This window comes from Mycobacterium sp. NGS58 (assembly GCF_059812385.1).
In genome coordinates, this window is the sequence record NZ_JCALCO010000002.1 from 298,625 (window position 1) to 316,134 (window position 17,510).

Consider the following 17,510-nt stretch of genomic DNA (forward strand, 5'->3'; position numbering starts at 1 on the left):
CACAACGTCTTAGCCTAAGAAGAGCGCGATTAATCGGGTACTCCGCCGCGGACGAATACTTCACCCGGTGCTGCCACGCCAACAGCGCACCCAGCAGCGCAGTCGACCTGATCAGGCGTTACAGCCGGGCCTCGTCAGGCCGGTCCACGTCAGCGTGACGCGGGTGCCCTGCTGGGTGCGGTCGATGGTGACGTCGTCGGCGAGCGCCTCCATCAGCGGGATGCCGCGGCCGCGCATCTGCTGCTGGTACTGGACCGGCTTTTTCTGTCGCCACCGGCCGCGGTCGTCGACGGACACCGCAAGGGTGTCCGAGTCGCCGTCGTAGGCCGCCCGCACGTCGACCGTCCCACGCTCCGCGGCGTCGACGTAGGCGAATTCCGCGGCGTTGGCGATCGCTTCGTTCACCGCGAGCAGCAGATCACTGAAGCGGTCGTCGTCGAGCGAGAAATATCGTTCGAGCCACACCCCGAACTCGGCGCGGGTCCAAGCCGCGCTCCGCGCGTCGGCGGCCACTCGCGTCCGCACGAAGCGGGATCGGTCATCAATGTTCGACACGTTCTGCGGCTGATCAGAGCGGCCCATCGTCCCCAGTTGCATCCTCACTGCGCCGAGGCTCACTCACCAGCGATACCGCTCAGCGCACCGTCAAGGCTGCTGTAGAGCGAGAGCACGCTGTCGATTCCCATCAGTTTGATCGGCCGGCTCGTGGCCGAGCCGTTGGCGACCACCGCGAACTGCGTCGGGGGCTCGATCTCCGCCTGCGCGGTCACCAGGACGGTCATCCCGGCCGATGCCAGGAAACCGACCTTGGACAGATCAACGATCAGTGCCGCCGGCTTGGTGGCCAGCGCGGTCTGAATGGCGTCAGCCAGCAGCGGCGAGCTGAGCATGTCGACCTCGCCGGAGACGGTGAGCACAACCGCCTGATCTACCTGGTGTTTGCCTACTTCAAAAGCGGTTGGATCGACAAAATCGCCGGATTGTTCGCCCATGGTCTACCACTCACATTCGGTCCCGTGCGGGACACCGCTAGCTTTAACAGCCACTGCCATATCCGGGGGCTGTTGATTCAACCCCTCGGGAACACGCTTGCCTACGGAGGAGACGCACTCCGTCGATCTGCGCTACATAAATGCAGATACAGCTACAAGTGTTTAGTCAATGGTAGGACACGCGGCGTACCGCGCTCAAAACGCTGAACTATTTCGGGCGTCGCGCCGTGGTCCGGATGTGCGTCACGGGCAGCGCAGAAGTTGCACGGGGCCTCGGCCCATGCGTGAATTGCTTCCACCGGCTTCGTCCTCAGCTTGTACGGCGTGGCCTGCACAAACGCGAAGGGCGGTGGGCCGTGGGACCCGGTGAACACGGCAGCGGGCAGCACGGTCCAGAGCTGCCAGACGACCCGCCGGAGGCCGCGCCCACGCCGCCGCAATTCGGCGCGCTGAACCGGCGGCGGGCGCTACTGGGCATGGGCGCGGTAGCCGGAGTCGCCGCGGTCGACGTGGGCGGGTTCGCGTATGCCGGCGGCTGGCTGCGCCCCGGCGCGCTGACCCCGCCCCGGATCGCGGATCGCTTTGAGCACGTCTACGGCCGCCATGATGGCTTCCGGCGAAACCACGCCAAGGGTCTGAGCGCCACCGGGACGTTCGTCAGCAACGGAGCGGCCGCGGCGATATGCCGGGCCGCGGTCTTCCGGCGGGGCAGCGTTCCGCTGGTCGGGCGGTTCTCGCTGTCCGGTGGGCTGCCCGATCAGGCCGACAAGGTCGACACCGTCCGCGGGCTTGGGTTGCTGTTCGACGGGCCCGAAGGCAGGCAATGGCGCACCGCGATGATCAACATTCCGGTGTTTCCGGACCGCACGCCGCAAGGTTTTTACGACCGGTTGCTCGCATCCAAACCGCTACCCGGCACGGGCAAGCCCGATCCACAGCAGATGGCGGCGTTCCTGCAGCGCCATCCGGAGACCGTCGCGGCCATGCGCCTGATCAAGCGGGAACCGCCGAGCGCGGGGTTCGCCGACAGCTCGTTCTACGGGCTGAATGCCTTCCGATTCACCAACGGCGGGGGTGCGACGGTGCCGGTGCGCTGGTCCGCGATTCCCCAGCAGGGCGTCGACGTGACGGCATCGCCGCCGGCCAAGGACTACCTGTTCGACGCCCTCATCCGCACGCTGGCGCACACGTCGCTGAGCTGGCGGTTGGTGATCACGGTCGGCGAGCCCGGCGATCCGACCGATGACGCCACCAAACCTTGGCCGTCGTCGCGGCGCACCGTCGACGCCGGCACCGTCACCATCTCCGCGGTCCAGACGGAGGACGCCGGCAACGCACGCGACATCAACTTCGACCCGCTGGTGCTGCCCGACGGCATCGCCGCCTCCGACGATCCGCTGCTGGCAGCCCGATCGGCGGTGTATGCGCGCTCGTTCACCCGCCGCGCCCGGGAGCCCAAGGCGGCCAGCGCGGTCGACGTGGAAGCGGTCCTCCAATGACGCGTGCGGCCGCGCCGGCGCGCTTCGCCCTGCCGTCGCGCATTCTGCACTGGGTGATGGCGCCGATGGTTGTTGCGCAATTGCTGATCGGCGTGACCATGATCGCCGCGCTGAGCTACTACCCGCTGCTGCTTGCCATCCATCGGCCCCTAGGCCTGCTGATTCTCGCCTTCGCGCTGGTCCGGCTGGTGAACCGGCTCAGGCATAGGCCGCCGGCGTTCCTGGTCACCATGAGCGCAACCGAACGCCGCATCGCGACGTGGTCGGAGTACCTGCTCTACGGCCTGCTGCTGGTGCAGCCGGTGACCGGTTGGGCCATGTTGTCCGCGGCGCGATTCCCGATCACGCTGCTCGGGCAGGTTGCCCTGCCCGGCATCGCGCCGCGCAAAATCGACGTTTTCGCGGTGCTTCGGGAATGCCACGGCGCCTTTGCGCTGCTGCTCTTCCTCGCGTTTACCGCTCACATGACGGCGGTACTCTTCCACACGCTCGTCTTGCGTGACCGGCTCCTCGACCGCATGGCGCTGTGGCGCTGAACGAACTGGCGCTGAGACCGAAATCGCAGTCTGAAGACCTGTCTGCTCGGGCTCGGCGTGGCCGAATATGATCGGCACGATCCAGACTTGGACGCGCGGGCGCGGGCCGGGCGTGCGGTGCCCAAGAGGGCAATGAGGAACTGGGAGAGTTCAATGTCGAACCAGCAGCAAGCGGAACGGATGACGTCGGGGAAGGGCTTTATCGCGGCGCTCGACCAGAGCGGCGGTTCGACGCCCAAGGCGCTGCGCCTCTACGGCATCGAGGACAACGAGTACTCCTCCGAGGAGGAGATGTTCGACCTCATTCACCAGATGCGTTCGCGGATCATCACGTCTCCGGCGTTTACCGGCGACCGCGTGCTGGCGGCCATCCTGTTCGAGCAGACGATGGACCGTGAGATTGCGGGCAAGCAGTCGACCACCTACCTGTGGGAGACCAAGGGCGTGGTGCCCATTCTCAAGATCGACAAGGGTCTGGCGGACGCGTCGGATGACGTCCAGCTGATGAAGCCGATTCCGGGCCTCGACGGGCTGCTGGACAGGGCCGCCGGCCTGGGCGTCTTCGGGACCAAGGAGCGGTCGGTGATCGGCGGCGCCAACCCCAACGGCATCGCTGCCGTGGTCGCCCAGCAGTTCGAGCTCGGCCACCAGGTGCTCTCGCACGGCTTGGTGCCCATCATCGAGCCCGAGGTGACCATCTCGATTTCGGACAAGGCCGAGGCCGAAGGCATCCTGCGCGACGAGATCACCAAGCAGCTCGATGCGGTGCCCGAGGGCCAGCGCGTCATGCTCAAGCTGAGCCTGCCCACCGAGGTCAACTTTTACCGTCCCCTGATCGAGCACCCGAAGGTGATGCGGGTGGTGGCCCTTTCCGGTGGCTACTCGCGCGAGGAAGCCAATGAGCTGCTGGCGAAGAACACCGGGTTGATCGCCAGCTTCAGCCGCGCCCTGACCGAGGGCCTCACCGTCGACCAGTCCGACGAGCAGTTCAACGCCACCCTGGACAAGGCGATCCAGTCGATCTACGACGCCTCGGTCGCCGGCTGACCTAGTAGCGGTGCCGGGCCATGCGCGGTGGCCCGGTGTCGCCTTCGTCGGAGACCAACGCCGGCACCATTTCACTGGTCACCAACCCCGCATGTTGGGTCAATTCGTCGATGATGGCGAAGGATTCGGCGATGCTGGCCGGGGTGTCGATGACGATGGTGACAACGGGGACCCGGCGGGTCAGCGAGAACAGTCTGTCCCCGTGGGGTTGGTGGTCGCCGTGAAAGCCCCAGACGCCGCGCAATACCGTCGCGCCGTCGGCGGTTTTGGCCTGGCGCAGGCGCTGGACGATCGCCCGGTGAACCGGCGCGCCGCCGTGGTGCGCCGCCTCGGAGGTGTAGATCGTCAACTGCTGGAACAGCGGCAGGCCGCGTTCGTCGACACCGGGCAGCGCGTGCGGCCGCTCCAGGAACTGGCCGTCGCGCTTGCATACCCGGACGCGTTCAAGAGTGATCAGGGGCCTGCGAAGCAATTCGGCGATCTCCGGTAACACCCGACCGATCCGCTCACCGGACCCGACGACCACGATCATCATCGGGACGTCGGCGTTGCGGCCAAAGAAGTTGGCACGCTGGCGTTCTCCGTGCGCGACGCCGTCCACCCCGAGAAGCACCGTGGCGCCGGCGAGCCCACGGCGGTGCATCAAATCGCAGATGGCGATGTAGGCGGGTGAGCCGTTGACGCGTTGCTTGCGGCCTACATAGACGGTCAGCTTGACGGCGTCGCCCAGATCCTCGGCCGGCGGCAGAGCCCCGATGTTTTCGTGGAGCAGCCGGGCGCGCTCCAGGGTGACCAGGCCGCGCTGCTTGACGGCCAGGACCGGGTCGAGCAGGGCCTCGATCTTCGTTCTCGTGTCGACGGCGATGATCGCCACCGGCGGATCTTCGGACAGCGTCAGGGACTCGTCGGTGCGCAAGTAGTGCCCGGTGCCGAATCCGCCGATCCCCCGCAGCAGGATGCCGCAGGCGATTCGGTGCTGTGCGTACAAGCCGAGCAGGACATCGGAGACAAAGCTACCCCCGGTCCGCCTACGCTCGGCCATATAGGTGGTGAGCTTCAGGCAATCATCGTCCATCGCCGCTCCCGTCGCCTTGCCGGCGAGCCTACCCCGCTCGCAGACGTCAAGCGCCGCAGCGGTGTTCGAGGCGGACTCCTCAGCGCAGCAGTTCGGTCGGTACCCCGTAGCGGGCCTGGTAGGCGCTCACCCGCTCGCGTACCTCGTCGGCGTCCAGCCCGGTGTCCGCCCAGGTGTACCGGCTCCGCCCGCCGTCCGAGGGGTGAGAGGCGAGGAAGTCGCGCATCTGCTGCTCGGCCCCGGGCCGCAGCTCACGGTCCAGGCGCTCGTAGACGTCTTTGATGGTGGTCCACGGATCATTCATGAAGTCGGCGAATTGCACATCGATCACCTGGCCCGCGGGCACGGCACCGCTGTCGCGCAAAGCCATCTCGCGTTCCAAGCCGACGACGATCTCCTCGTAGGACTGGGCCGCGCATTCGGTGATGCTGGATTCGTCGCTACACATTCGGCGCAGGTGGTGAGTCAGCGCGACGATCGACGAGATGACGTTGAGCGGGTCACGGTGCGTCTGAACGATCAGCGCGTCGGGATACTCGGCGAGCAACGCGTCCAGCTGCCACAGATGCGCCGGCGACTTCAACAGCCACTGGCCCGGGACACCGGATTGCAAGTGCTGCAAGAAGATTCGGTGGAATCGATAGGCGCCGGCATGGTCGGCTTCATACATCAGCCAACGGTAGTAACTCGGCAGGCGGTACTGCACCGAGAAGATCATGCTGACGAACTCGGACGCGGTGATGCGCACGCATTCCTGCCCGACCAGCGCGCCCATCGGGTGGAAGGCCAAAAAGCCCGGCATGATCTGTTCGGAGAGATCGATGCTGGACTGCGTCCGGGCGATCCGCGGATCGCTGTCGTAGGTCTCTGGCCGCGGCACCGGACAGGGCTCGTCCACCTCCCAGGTCAGCGGTGCGCGTAGCTCGGGATCCTGGGCGAGCAGGTCGTAGAGGATCGTGGTGCCCGTGCGCGGCTGCCCGACGATGAAGATCGGCGCCTTGATTGCTTCGCTGGCGACCTCGGGATGTTGTTTGCGCCAATCGATTACGCCGAGCCGGTTCTTCAATGCCCGCATGAGGTCGAGGTGCGCGATCTCGACGCCGATATCGGACAGCCGCGCATCGTTGACCAGCCCGTCGGTGATCCGATGCAGCCCGGGCCGCCAGCCCTCGTCGCCGAAATCGTCGCTGCCCACTTCCTCGCAGGCGGCGGCGATCAGCCTTTCCGGGGCGAATCGGTCCTGCAATGTCATATCCGCTCCTGCACATCACGCACCGATACGGTGACTTCGGGCGGGCTCGGGTTGTCCAGCCAGCGCAGCACGACGAAGCCACGGTGCCGGCCGCCGGTGTCGAGCCAATGGCCAACCCCGAAGTCTTTGGCAGCTACCGCGATCCGCACCCGTCCGTCGGCGTCGGGCTGTACGCCCCGGTTCGTCACGGAGCTGTGCCGGCGACGCGGCTCCAGGCACTCGTGCCAGATGCTTTCCAGCGTGACGTTCCAGTAGCGGGTGTCGGGCGGCACGATGTCGAGAATCAGCGCCTGGCCGGGCTCGAGCCGAAAGGTACCCATCATGTACAGGTTGTCCGGCGTGGTGTCGGCGGCACCCAGATCGGCGGCCTGGGCCGTCAGCAAGGTGTTCGGCGTTCGCAGGAGTTCGGGCTTGATGGTGCGGTGCAGCGTCGAGAGTTTCATCAGCGACCACGCCATCGCGGTGAACTGATCGGCGAGCTGGTCGTCGGTCAGCGTCGTCACGGGCCCGGGATCCACGGCCTCGATACGAAGTGTGGCCAAAACCTCGCTCGCGCGATCGCCGATGTATTCCCGGACGACCACCGACGAGGCGTCGTCGGGGATCTTGACCCATTGGGCGCCGGCCAGGTCGGAAGGCTCGTCCGCCGAGAGCACGAGCGCGAATTCACCCGAGCTGAGCGCCAGGTCGACGTCGCTGACGTAGCCGGCCATCCGCCGAGGGGTGAGGCCGGTGCCGGCCAAGATCTGAAATCCCAGGTAGGCGCTGGTGCCGCGGGTTCCGGTGATGCGGTACGGGCGGTCGCCGCGAATCATCGCGAGGTAGTAATTGCCGTCGGGGTTGGGGCCCCCGACCATCCGGTTCTCGGAGCACATGTCGAAGAACGACGGCCGTTCGGGGTCGGACTCGACCGTCATCTGCGCACACAGCGACGACACCCGCGCGAGCAGGCGTAGTCCCTCGGCCAGTTCCCGCTCCGACTCGGCGTCCTCGGTCACGATCGTGGTGACGTCGGTCAGCATCTGCTGGAAGAACTCCCACGCGGCCCGTGACTTGGATGCCGGCTGATCGGAGGAATCGGGGGGCTGAGGCATCGTCTCATGCTAAATCTGTGAGCCGCGGGCTGGCCGCAATCACGATCGGTCGAACCGCTCAGTTTCCGGTGAGCGCTGCCACGATCAGCCGGGTGGTCCGTTCGGCTCGCCGTCGTGAGTACGGCTGCGCGCCGGACAGAATCGGGTACACCACACCGCCGACGATCGCGTCCGCTGCCGATTCGGCGGCGGCCTCGTCGATGCCGTCGGCCACCAGCCTGGCCCGCACGCTGTCGTGCAGTGGTGCGCTGAAGCCGGCGCGCAGTTTGACGGCGGTGTCCTCGTGTTCCATGCACGCGACGGTCAGGGTTCGGAGCATGGCCGAACCCCGCGGCGTCGTCAGGCTGGCGAACAGCCTGCCGACCCAGGCGACGAGATCGGCGCTGAGGTCGCCACTGTGGGTGACCGACGCGAGCAGCTTGTCGGCGTCTTCCAGCATGACGTCGGCGACCAGCGCGGGGCGAGTGGGCCACCAGCGGTAGATGGTCTGCTTTCCCACACCGGCGCGCGCGGCGACCGCCTCGATGGTCAGGCCGTCGAAGCCGCGCTCGAGGAGGAGTTCCCGGGTGGCCGTGACGATCGCTGTGCGGGACTTCTCGCTGCGCCGCCTGGGCGAATTCGCTTGCGCGTCCGCTGCGCTCAGATCGGTTGGCATCTGGTGGTCCTCGCTTCTGCGAACTGACGATCGAAAGCCGGGTGAGCGGACGCGCTTTACATATCTTGATTCGCGCCGGTAGTCTTCCACAAGACGAGACGGTCCGTCTTGTAGCGAAAGGATAGCAGTCCGTGCGGCCAACGCCCGTTATCCCTCGGCCGTCCTCGTGACCCTGGGACTGAGCCCGGAGCAGCAGGAGCTCAGCGACGCCGTGGGGCAATTCGCCGCCCGGAACGCTCCCATCGCCGCGACGCGTGACAGCTTCGACGACCTCGCGGCCGGACACATCCCGGGATGGTGGGACGCGCTGGTTGCCAACGGTTTTCATGCCGTACATCTGCCAGAAGATCTCGGCGGACAGGGTGGACGGCCGATCGATGCCGCGTGCGTGCTCGAAGCGGCGGGCAAGTCGTTGCTGCCCGGACCGCTGCTGCCGACCGTGGCGGCCGGCGCAGTCGGCCTACTCGCCGATCCGACGCCGAGCGCACAATCGTTCCTGCGCGACCTCGCGTCGGGCCTCATCGCGGCGGTTGTGTTACCCGACGACGACGGCGGCCTGCAGGCCCGGGCCGCGGACGGGCACTGGCTGATCAGTGGCGCATCACCGGTCACCGCGGGCGTATGCGCCGCGCGGATCATCCTGGTCGGCGCCCGCACGCCGGACGCCGACATCGTCTGGGCGCTCGTCGACCGCGAAAAGCTAACGGCCACAGTCGAAGGCATCTCCGGCACCGACCTCGTCGCCGACGCCGGAATCCTGCGCCTCGCCGACTATCGGGCGGAAGACGCCGACGTGCTCAGCGGCATCGATCCGGAGCGGGCCCGCTGTGTGGTCATCGGAATGGTCGCCAGCATGACGGCCGGGATCGTCCAGTGGTGCGTGCAGGCCGTCACCGCGCATCTTCGCATCCGGGAGCAATTCGGCAAGGTGATCGGCACCTTCCAGGCGCTGCAGCACAACGCGGCGATGCTGTTGGTCAACAGCGAACTGGCCACCGCGGCCGCCTGGGACGCGATACGTGCCGTGGACGAACCACGAGAGCAGCACCGAATCGCAGCGGGCGGCGCGGCGGTGATCGCCATCTCGCCGATTCCCGACCTGGTGCTCGACGCCCTGACGATGCTCGGCGCCATCGGCTTCACTTGGGAACACGACGTGCACCTGTACTGGCGGCGGGCCATCAGCCTGGCGGGATCGATAGGTCCGGCGAACCGCTGGGCGCGACGGCTGGGCGAACTCACCTGCACCCAGACGCGTGACATGTCGGTGAATCTCGGCGACGCGGAATCCGAATTCCGTACCTGGGTGGCCGAGACGCTGGATGCGGCGGCACAGTTGCGCAACGACAAGCCCGCACCGCACGGCGATTACGAGCACCTCGCCACCGGGCCGCAACGCACATTGATCGCCGACGCAGGTCTCATGGCGCCGCACTGGCCGGCGCCGTGGGGCGTCGATGCGGATCCGTTGAAACAGCTCATCATCGACGAGGAGTTCGCCAAGCGGCCCGGCCTGGTTCGGCCGTCGTTGAACATCGCGGAATGGATCCTGCCCTCGGTGTTGGCCGCCGCACCAAAAGAATTGCAGGAACGACTGATCCCGGCGACGCAGCGTGGCGACATCCTGTGGTGCCAGCTGTTCAGCGAGCCGGGTGCGGGCTCCGACCTCGCGTCGCTGGCCACCCGGGCGACCAAGGTCGACGGCGGCTGGCGGATCAACGGCCACAAGATCTGGACGTCGTTGGCGCAGTACGCCGACCTGGGTGCGCTGCTCGCGCGCACCGACCCCGAGGCCAGCAAGCACCGCGGCATCGGCTATTTCATCCTCGACATGCGGTCCCCCGGGGTGGAGATCCAACCGATCAAGACGGCAACCGGGCAGGCGCACTTCAACGAGGTGTTCCTCAACGACGTCTTTATTCCGGACGAGATGTTGTTGGGTGGCCCAACCGACGGGTGGAGCCTCGCGATCGCCACCATGGCCGAAGAGCGTTCGGCCATTGGCGGATACGTCAAGTTCGACCGTGCCGTCGCCCTGCGCCGGCTCGCCGCTCGACCCGGTCCCGACCGTGACGACGCGTTGCGTGAGCTCGGCGAGCTCGACGCCTACACCAACGCGATCAGGGCGCTCGGGGTACGGGAAACCATTCGGCTGCTCGACGGCCAGGCGTCCGGTCCGGCGTCCAGCATCGCGAAGGTCGCGATGAATGTGCTGCTGCGCCGCACCTTTCAGGCCACGCTGCAGTTGACCGGGCAAGTCGCGATGGTCGATGACGCCGACGCCGCCGTCGTGGAACCCTATTTGCATCTGCCGGCCGAGCTGATCGGCGGTGGAACCAGGGAGATCCAGCTGAACATCATCGCGCAGATGATCCTCGGCCTACCCCGAAAGTAAGGCACAGCATGGGATTACGTGGAGAAGCCGCGATCGTCGGATACGTCGAGCTGCCGCCCGAGCGGCTCAACAAGGCCTCGCCCGCGCCGTTCGTCCTCGAACAATGGGCGGAGCTGAGCGCCGCCGCGCTCGAGGATGCGGGCCTGCCGGGAGACGTCGTCAACGGGATCGTCGCATCACACCTGGCCGAGTCGGAGATCTTCGTCCCCTCCACGATCGCCGAATACCTCGGTGTGGGAGCGCGATTCGCCGAACATGTCGACCTGGGCGGAGCCAGTGCGGCCGCCATGGTGTGGCGCGCCGCCGCGGCCATCGAATTGGGGATCTGCGACGCGGTGCTGTGCGCACTGCCCGCCCGCTACATCACGCCGATGTCCAGTAAGAAGCCCAAAGCCTATGGCGATGCGCTGTACTTTGGCTCATCGAGCAACCAATACGGCTCTCCGCAAGCAGAATTCGAGATCCCCTACGGTAATCTCGGCCAGAACGGGCCCTACGGCCAGGTGGCCCAACGCTACGCGGCGGTCTACGGTTACGACGAGCGGGCCATGGCCAAGCTCGTCGTCGACACCCGGGTCAACGCCAACCACACCGACGGCGCGATCTGGAAGGACAAACCGCTCACCGCCGACGACGTACTCGCCAGCCCGGTCATCGCCGACCCGCTGCACATGCTCGAGATCGTCATGCCCTGCGTCGGCGGCGCCGCCGTCGTCGTCGCCAGCGCCGACCTCGCCAGAAGGTCGCGCAACCGTCCGGTGTGGATAAGGGGATTCGGCGAACACGTCCCGTTCAAGACCCCGACGTACGCCCAGGATCTGCTCAACACCCCGATCGCCGCCGCGGCCGACACCGCCTTCGCCATGACCGACCTGACCCGCGACCAGATGGACATGGTCTCCATCTATGACTGCTACACGATCACCGTGCTGCTCTCGCTGGAAGACGCCGGCTTCTGCGAGAAGGGCAAAGGCATGGAATTCGTCAACAACCACGACCTGACCTTCCGCGGCGACTTCCCCCTCAACACGGCCGGCGGCCAATTGGGCTTCGGCCAAGCGGGATTGGCGGGCGGGATGCACCACGTCTGCGACGCGAGCCGGCAGATCATGGGCCGCGCGGGCGCAGCACAGGTCGCCGACTGCAACCGGGCCTTCGTGTCCGGCAACGGCGGCATCCTGTCCGAGCAGACCACCTTGATTCTGCAAGGAGACTGACAGGTGAAACTCGAACGACCGATGCCCGTGAAAACCCCGACCAGCGCGCCGTTTTGGGATGGGCTCGCGCAGCATCGCATCGTCATCCAGTACTCGCCATCGCTACAGGCCTACGTGTTCTACCCGCGGGTGCGCGCGCCCCGCACCCTGGCCGACGACCTGGAATGGCGCGAGATCTCCGGGATGGGCACCCTGTACTCCTACACGGTGGCCCACCGGCCGGTCAGCCCGCACTTCGCCGATGCCGTGCCCCAGCTGCTGGCCATCGTCGAATGGGACGAGGGCCCAAGGTTTTCCACCGAAATGGTCAACGTCGACCCGGCCCGCCTCAAAGTCGGAATGCGGGTGAAGCCGGTGTTCTGCGATTACCCGGAACACGAGGTCACGCTGCTGCGTTACGAGCCCGCCGACTGAGCTAGGTCGACGACCGCACCACCAGGCGGGCGATGTCGGTCAGCTCGGGCGACGGTGGTGCGGGGTGCCCCAGCCGCTCGAAGACCGCGGCGAGCGCCGTGTCGGCCACCGCGCAGGGATCGAATTGCACGGTGGTCAACGGCGGCGTGCTGACCACTCCCATCGGGCTGGCGTCGACGCCCATCACCGCGAGGTCGCCGGGACAGCGCAGCCGTGCCTGGTGAAGTCCGTACAGGACGAGGCAGGCGATCTCGTCGCTTTGCGCGCACACGGCGGTCACCCCGTCGCCCACCCAGCCAGTGACCACGTCGGCGGCGTTGTCCAGGGTGACCTCGCCGACCCGCACCGCGGGCAGGTCGCGCAACTGCGCCGCTCGCGAAACTCCCTCGAACCAGTAGTCGCCCAGCGGCCTCCACCGGGCAATCCCGGTGTAGGCGAACGCGATCCGTCGATGGCCCCGCTCGATCAGGTGCTCGACCCGCATCTCGCCTACGGACAGGTGCGGGTCTTTGAGCGCGGGCAGTGTGCCGATCTCGATATGGGGGATGCCCGCGGTCGTCACCGCCTGCCGCGCGGCCGCGCTCAGCGGGAACAGGCTGGTGACGGCGACCGGATCCAGGTTCTCGATCGCGTCGACCACGTGCTGGTCGTCGTCGGTCTCGAAGACCTGCACCTGCAGAAAGCCCTCGCGGGCCAGCGCGGTGGTCATCCGGCTGCCTGCCTGCATCGGCATCTCGCCGACGGCGACGTGCGGCACCACGTAGAGCACCACCCCGCTTTTGCCGCGCGCCAGATTGCGGGCGGCGAGGTTGGGCCGGTAGCCGAGCAGTTTTGCCGCGCGGTACACCGCGTCGCGGGTTTCCGGAGAGATGCGCCGGCCCCGCGCGTTGTTGAGCACATAGCTGACCGTGGCGGTCGACACGCCGGCCAACCGGGCGACGTCTGCGGTGGTCGGACGCGCAGGCTTACTCGTGCTCAACTTCCGTTACCCTCCGGTCCCGGTCATGCTCCATCGTGGCACGCGATCCTCGCCGGCATCGCGCCGTATCACACCCGACGGCCACAGCCGTGCTTACGATGCTGACTAATAGTCGCCAATTCCAGCCAGCCGTAGGAATCCGTATTTCGCCTGACGATGTGGTTAGCGGGGCGTGCGTCGCATTGTGTATCAGTGGGGTTCGCGCATATGCGCCCCGTGATCGCGCATCGGGCCTGGTTGACACTGTGATGCACGCCATTATCTACTAGTCGCTGAAAAGTTGACCGAGGAGCGCGGGCATGAACAAGGACGATCTGATCCTGATCAGCGTGGACGATCACATCGCCGAGCCGGCCGACATGTTCGACGCGCACGTTCCCGCACGATATAGGGACCGCGCCCCCCGGGTGGTTCTCGAGCCCGACGGTGTCCAGCAGTGGTACTACGGCGAGATCCGTGGACGCAACATGGGCCTCAATGCCGTGGCGGGTAAACCGCGCGAGATGTACAACATCGACGCCTCACGCTACGACGAGATGAGGCCGGGCTGCTTCAATGTGGACGAGCGGGTGCGGGACATGAACGCCGGCGGCCAACTCGCGGGGTTGAACTTCCCGAACTTCACTGGCTTCTCCGGTCAGGTGCTCAACCAGGGCCCCGACCGCGAGACGAACCTGGTGATGATCAAGGCCTACAACGACTGGCATGTCGACGAATGGTGCGGGGCCTACCCGGGCCGGTTCATCCCGTGCGGCATCCTGCCCCTGTTCGACGTGGCCGAGGCCGCCAAGGAAGTGAAACGGCTCGCCGACAAGGGCTGTCACGCCGTCACGTTCTCCGAAAACCCGGAGGCGCTGGAGATGCCCAGCATTCACACCAAGTACTGGTACCCGCTCTTCGAGGCCGTCTGCGAGAACAACACGGTGCTGTGCACCCATGTCGGTTCCGCGTCGCGGTCTCCGCAGGTGTCGACGGACGCCCCGCCCAGCGTGCAGATGACGGCCTCGTCGATGATGAGCATGTTCACCTTCACCGAACTGATCTGGGCCCAGTTCTGGGCCGACTTCCCGCAGCTGAAGTTCTCACTGACCGAGGGCGACGTCGGCTGGATCCCGTACTTCCTCTGGCGGGCCGAGCACGTCTATAACCGGCACTCGGGCTGGACGCTGGCGACCTTCCCACCCGGCTATGACGGGCCCACCGATGTTTTCAAGCGGCACTTCTACACGTGCTTCATCAGCGACAAAGTCGGTGTGCAGAACATGAACTGGTTCAACGAAGACATGCTGTGCTGGGAGTCCGACTTCCCACACTCCGACAGCAACTGGCCCTTCGCGCCGGAGGACATCGTCGCCACCATGGGCCACCTCGACGACTCGGTCATCGACAAGATCACCCACCAAAATGCCATGACCGCATACTCATTCGACCCTTTCCGGTACATCCCAAAGGAGCATGCGCGGGCCGGGTATCTGCGCGCGCAGGCCACCGACGTCGATGTGGTCACCCATGTCGGCCGCCGGGCCAGCCAGCGTGACCGTGACGCGTGGACGCGGATGACGCAGTTCGCGCTGCAGGCACAGGTCTCGGCGCAGGCGCCGGTGACGGTCGAGGTGTCCGGCATCGCCGGACGCGCCACCACCCTGGGCAACTGAGCGTGGGAGCCGAACCGCCCTTCGCCCAGTGGCGCGTGCTGGAGTTGTGCAACGGCCTGGCGGCGTCGTACTGCGGCAAGATGTTCGCTGACGCCGGCGCCGACGTGGTGAAAGTCGAGTCGCCGCAGGGTGATTCGGTGCGCGGTTGGTCGGCCGGGGGACCGCCCGGAGCGTTGTTCGGCTATCTTGCCGCGGGTAAGAAGTCCGTCGTCAATCACGGCCAGGCCGAGATCGCGTCGCTGCTGGCAGGCGCCGACCTGATAATCACCGACCTCACCGACGGATGGACGCTCGACACCGTCACGGCACGCACCGCCGCGTCGGCCGTGGTGGTCGCCGTCACGCCGTTCGGCACCACCGGCCCGTATGTCGAAAACCAGGTCGCCGCCAACGAGTTCGTCCTCCAGGCGTTGTGCGGATCGATCGCCGGCCGTGGTTGGCCCGACGACGAACCGGTCCAAGCGGGGGGAAGGCTCGGCGAGTGGCTGGCGGGCACCTTCGCGGCGGCGGTTGCTGCGGCGACAATTTGGCATGCCGCCCGGAGCGGCCGCGGCGAGGTCATCGATGTCTCGACATACGAGGCCATGGCGATCGCCATGGGCGGACTGTCGGCCATGTCGGCCAGCGTCCTGGGTGCCGATTCGCTGCTGCACGAACGCAGTTTGGAGCTGCCGTCGATCGTCCCGACCGCCGACGGCATGGTCGGTTTCTGCACCATTACCGCGCAGCAATTCCAGGACTTTCTGGTGATGATCGAGCGTGCCGATCTCGTCGACGACGCCGACCTGGCATCGTTCGCGGGGCGGGTCGAGCGCCGCGACGAGTTCCTGCGCATCGTCACCGAATGGACGCGGCGCCGGACCACCCAGGAGATCATCGATCTTGCGGTGGCATTCCGGATTCCGGTCGCCCCCATCGCGACTCCCGAGATGCTCCCCGAGATCGACCACTTCGTGCAACGCGGCGTATTCGTCGAATCGCAGGCCGGGGTGTTGGTGCCGCGGGTGCCGTATCGCAGCGACGCGATGGTGACCGGTGCGCCCGCGGAACCGCCGCAACTCGGCGCCGACAACGGGCGCGTGCGATGGCCCGCGCGTCCCGAGCCGCCGCGCGGCGACGACGCCGGCAAGCTGCCATTGTCCGGCGTCCGAGTCGCCGACTTCACCGCCTTCTGGGCCGGTCCGGTCGCCACCCAACTCCTAGGCGCCCTGGGCGCCGACGTCATCAAGATCGAGGGGGTGCGTCGGCCCGACGGCATGAGGTTCTCCGCCGGTCGCCCGCCCGACTGGGACCAATGGTGGGAATGGGGCCCGGTGTTCTTGTGCAGCAACAACAACAAGCGGGGCGTCAGCGTCGAACTCGGGACCGACGCCGGACGACAGCTCGCCCTCGAGCTGATCGCCGCGAGCGACCTCGTGGTCGAGAACTTCTCCCCCCGGGTGATGGCGAACTTCGGTCTGGAATGGGATGCGGTGCGCGCGGCCAACCCGCGCGCGATCATGGTCCGGATGCCCGCCTTCGGCCTCGACGGCCCGTGGCGCGATCGGGTCGGCTTCGCGCAGACGATGGAACAGGCGACCGGCATGGCGTGGATGACCGGACACGCCGACGGCCCTCCGGTGATCCCGCGCGGCGTGTGCGACCCGATCGCCGGGCTGCACGCCGCCTTCGCCGCCGTCGCGGCCCTGGCGATCCGCGACCACCAGGGCACCGGAATGCAGGTGGAGTCGACGATGGTCGAGGCGGCGCTGAATGTGGCGGCCGAAATGCTGGTCGAGTATTCACGCAACGGAATCGCGATGCGCCGCAATGGGAACCGTGGCCCAGGTGCGAGTCCGCAGGGCGTCTACCGCTGCCGCGGTGAGGACGAGTGGGTCGCGCTGGCCGCCGCGGACGGCGCCGCCCGCGCGGCGCTGGCAGACCTGCTCGGCCAGCCCGGGCTGGAGGAATCCGGCTGGGCCGAGCGGCCAGACGACTACGACAAACTGATCGCCGCCTGGGCCGCACGACAATCGGTGTCCGACGCCGTCGAGTCGCTGCGCGGGGCCGGGCTGGCCGCCGCACGCGTCACACCCGCGGCGGCACTGCTGACCGATCCGCAGCTGCGGGCCCGCGGCTTCTGGGAGACGGTCGACCATCCCGTCGCGGGATCCTTCCTTTGCACCGGAATGCCGTTCGCGTTCCGCGGCAGGCCGCGGCGCTGGATCCGGCGGATTCCGCCGCTCTACGGTCAACACACCGACGAGGTGCTGACCGAGGTCCTTGGGCACAGCCACGACGAGCTGGCCGCCTTGCGGCAGTCGGGAACCATCAGCGCCCGGCCCGCGGGTCTGTGACATGGCGGTCAGCCTGTGCGTACCGCCGCGCCCCGGGGAGCTGTGTGCACCGGTGCGATTTTTGGTGCGCCAGGACTCCGTGGTGATGGAGCTGACCGCCCGTCACCGCATCACCGGCGTCGAATGGGACGACGACGAGCGCGCCGTCGCGATGGTCGTCGAGATCACCGATCCACAGACCGCACGGCCGGTGGACGTGCGAATCGACGTCGTGGAAATAGGTTCGGCGGCCGGCACCGGAAAGGCCGACGCGCGCGCCAGGACGATCGGCACCATCACCCGCGACGGCCGGCAATACGAGGTCCGCGGCACCTACCTGGGCGTCGTGGCGGACGAAAACTGAAGGGCTGGAACAGAATGAGAT

16 protein-coding genes are annotated in these 17,510 nt (G+C 67.1%); 9 read left to right on the forward strand and 7 right to left on the reverse strand.

Annotated features, from left to right (window positions below; all coding sequences use genetic code 11):
* Positions 1-111: 111 nt before the first annotated feature.
* On the reverse strand, positions 112-555 hold the full coding sequence (locus AC5Y4H_RS03325; RefSeq protein WP_499978639.1) for an ATP-binding protein: 444 nt from the start codon (positions 553-555) through the stop codon (positions 112-114).
* 59 nt (positions 556-614) lie between these two features.
* Complete coding sequence (locus AC5Y4H_RS03330) at positions 615-992, reverse strand: STAS domain-containing protein (protein WP_499978515.1); 378 nt, start codon at positions 990-992, stop codon at positions 615-617.
* Between the two features lie 356 nt (positions 993-1,348).
* Between AC5Y4H_RS03330 and AC5Y4H_RS03335 the strand changes: the two genes are divergently transcribed.
* The 3 genes from AC5Y4H_RS03335 (at position 1,349) to AC5Y4H_RS03345 (ending at position 4,074) form a co-directional block, all read left to right on the forward strand.
* Positions 1,349-2,491: a catalase family peroxidase gene (locus tag AC5Y4H_RS03335; RefSeq protein ID WP_499978517.1), complete on the forward strand. Its 1,143-nt coding sequence runs from the start codon at positions 1,349-1,351 to the stop codon at positions 2,489-2,491.
* Positions 2,488-3,027 (forward strand): cytochrome b, encoded by a 540-nt coding sequence (locus tag AC5Y4H_RS03340; RefSeq protein ID WP_499978520.1) that lies wholly within the window; start codon positions 2,488-2,490, stop codon positions 3,025-3,027. Before AC5Y4H_RS03335 ends, AC5Y4H_RS03340 begins: the two co-directional genes overlap by 4 nt.
* 153 nt (positions 3,028-3,180) lie before the next feature.
* Entirely contained in the window at positions 3,181-4,074 is an 894-nt protein-coding gene (locus tag AC5Y4H_RS03345) for a fructose bisphosphate aldolase (protein WP_499978522.1), read from the forward strand.
* A gap of 1 nt (position 4,075) precedes the next feature.
* Here the strand turns inward: AC5Y4H_RS03345 and AC5Y4H_RS03350 are convergent, their stop codons facing one another.
* The 4 genes from AC5Y4H_RS03350 to AC5Y4H_RS03365 form a co-directional block, all read right to left on the reverse strand.
* Positions 4,076-5,149 (reverse strand): DUF190 domain-containing protein, encoded by a 1,074-nt coding sequence (locus AC5Y4H_RS03350; RefSeq protein ID WP_499978523.1) that lies wholly within the window; start codon positions 5,147-5,149, stop codon positions 4,076-4,078.
* Between the two features lie 79 nt (positions 5,150-5,228).
* Positions 5,229-6,401, reverse strand: a complete 1,173-nt coding sequence (locus AC5Y4H_RS03355) for a sulfotransferase family protein (protein ID WP_499978524.1) — start codon at positions 6,399-6,401, stop codon at positions 5,229-5,231.
* Positions 6,398-7,495, reverse strand: coding sequence for a DUF1214 domain-containing protein (locus tag AC5Y4H_RS03360; protein WP_499978526.1), 1,098 nt, complete (start codon positions 7,493-7,495; stop codon positions 6,398-6,400). Before AC5Y4H_RS03360 ends, AC5Y4H_RS03355 begins: the two co-directional genes overlap by 4 nt.
* Positions 7,496-7,553: 58 nt before the next feature.
* Entirely contained in the window at positions 7,554-8,150 is a 597-nt protein-coding gene (locus AC5Y4H_RS03365; RefSeq protein WP_499978527.1) for a TetR/AcrR family transcriptional regulator, read from the reverse strand.
* 166 nt (positions 8,151-8,316) lie between these two features.
* Here AC5Y4H_RS03365 and AC5Y4H_RS03370 point away from each other — a divergent pair, with 166 nt between their 5' ends.
* From AC5Y4H_RS03370 to AC5Y4H_RS03380, 3 genes are read left to right on the forward strand one after another with little or no spacing between them, the layout of a single operon-like run.
* Positions 8,317-10,545 carry an acyl-CoA dehydrogenase family protein gene (locus AC5Y4H_RS03370; protein ID WP_499978528.1) on the forward strand — a complete coding sequence of 743 codons (2,229 nt, stop codon included), beginning with the start codon at positions 8,317-8,319 and terminating at the stop codon, positions 10,543-10,545.
* An 8-nt stretch (positions 10,546-10,553) separates the two neighbouring features.
* Positions 10,554-11,762, forward strand: coding sequence for a thiolase family protein (locus tag AC5Y4H_RS03375; RefSeq protein WP_499978530.1), 1,209 nt, complete (start codon positions 10,554-10,556; stop codon positions 11,760-11,762).
* Positions 11,763-11,783: 21 nt separating this feature from the next.
* Entirely contained in the window at positions 11,784-12,176 is a 393-nt protein-coding gene (locus AC5Y4H_RS03380; protein WP_499978641.1) for a Zn-ribbon domain-containing OB-fold protein, read from the forward strand.
* A gap of 1 nt (position 12,177) precedes the next feature.
* On the opposite strand, the gene AC5Y4H_RS03385 is transcribed toward AC5Y4H_RS03380, so the two are convergent.
* Positions 12,178-13,155 carry a LacI family DNA-binding transcriptional regulator gene (locus AC5Y4H_RS03385; RefSeq protein WP_499978531.1) on the reverse strand — a complete coding sequence of 326 codons (978 nt, stop codon included), beginning with the start codon at positions 13,153-13,155 and terminating at the stop codon, positions 12,178-12,180.
* A gap of 299 nt (positions 13,156-13,454) precedes the next feature.
* Here AC5Y4H_RS03385 and AC5Y4H_RS03390 point away from each other — a divergent pair, with 299 nt between their 5' ends.
* The 3 genes from AC5Y4H_RS03390 to AC5Y4H_RS03400 are packed head-to-tail and all read left to right on the forward strand — an operon-like array spanning position 13,455 to position 17,489.
* A complete protein-coding gene (locus tag AC5Y4H_RS03390; protein ID WP_499978533.1) occupies positions 13,455-14,810 on the forward strand; it encodes an amidohydrolase family protein in 1,356 nt (451 codons plus the stop codon).
* Positions 14,811-14,812: 2 nt separating this feature from the next.
* Positions 14,813-17,146, forward strand: a complete 2,334-nt coding sequence (locus AC5Y4H_RS03395; protein WP_499978535.1) for a CaiB/BaiF CoA-transferase family protein — start codon at positions 14,813-14,815, stop codon at positions 17,144-17,146.
* A gap of 1 nt (position 17,147) precedes the next feature.
* On the forward strand, positions 17,148-17,489 hold the full coding sequence (locus AC5Y4H_RS03400; RefSeq protein ID WP_499978536.1) for a hypothetical protein: 342 nt from the start codon (positions 17,148-17,150) through the stop codon (positions 17,487-17,489).
* Positions 17,490-17,510: the final 21 nt, after the last annotated feature.

What these genes read in the sequence shown, in the direction of transcription:
- AC5Y4H_RS03345 (WP_499978522.1), top strand. Translation starts at nt 3,181, where the DNA reads ATGTCGAACCAGCAGCAAGCGGAACGGATGACGTCGGGGAAGGGCTTT.
- AC5Y4H_RS03350 (WP_499978523.1), bottom strand. Translation starts at nt 5,149, where the DNA reads ATGGACGATGATTGCCTGAAGCTCACCACCTATATGGCCGAGCGTAGG.
- AC5Y4H_RS03400 (WP_499978536.1), top strand. Translation starts at nt 17,148, where the DNA reads ATGGCGGTCAGCCTGTGCGTACCGCCGCGCCCCGGGGAGCTGTGTGCA.
- AC5Y4H_RS03380 (WP_499978641.1), top strand. Translation starts at nt 11,784, where the DNA reads ATGCCCGTGAAAACCCCGACCAGCGCGCCGTTTTGGGATGGGCTCGCG.
- AC5Y4H_RS03330 (WP_499978515.1), bottom strand. Translation starts at nt 992, where the DNA reads ATGGGCGAACAATCCGGCGATTTTGTCGATCCAACCGCTTTTGAAGTA.
- AC5Y4H_RS03340 (WP_499978520.1), top strand. Translation starts at nt 2,488, where the DNA reads ATGACGCGTGCGGCCGCGCCGGCGCGCTTCGCCCTGCCGTCGCGCATT.
- AC5Y4H_RS03365 (WP_499978527.1), bottom strand. Translation starts at nt 8,150, where the DNA reads ATGCCAACCGATCTGAGCGCAGCGGACGCGCAAGCGAATTCGCCCAGG.
- AC5Y4H_RS03355 (WP_499978524.1), bottom strand. Translation starts at nt 6,401, where the DNA reads ATGACATTGCAGGACCGATTCGCCCCGGAAAGGCTGATCGCCGCCGCC.
- AC5Y4H_RS03360 (WP_499978526.1), bottom strand. Translation starts at nt 7,495, where the DNA reads ATGCCTCAGCCCCCCGATTCCTCCGATCAGCCGGCATCCAAGTCACGG.
- AC5Y4H_RS03390 (WP_499978533.1), top strand. Translation starts at nt 13,455, where the DNA reads ATGAACAAGGACGATCTGATCCTGATCAGCGTGGACGATCACATCGCC.
- AC5Y4H_RS03375 (WP_499978530.1), top strand. Translation starts at nt 10,554, where the DNA reads ATGGGATTACGTGGAGAAGCCGCGATCGTCGGATACGTCGAGCTGCCG.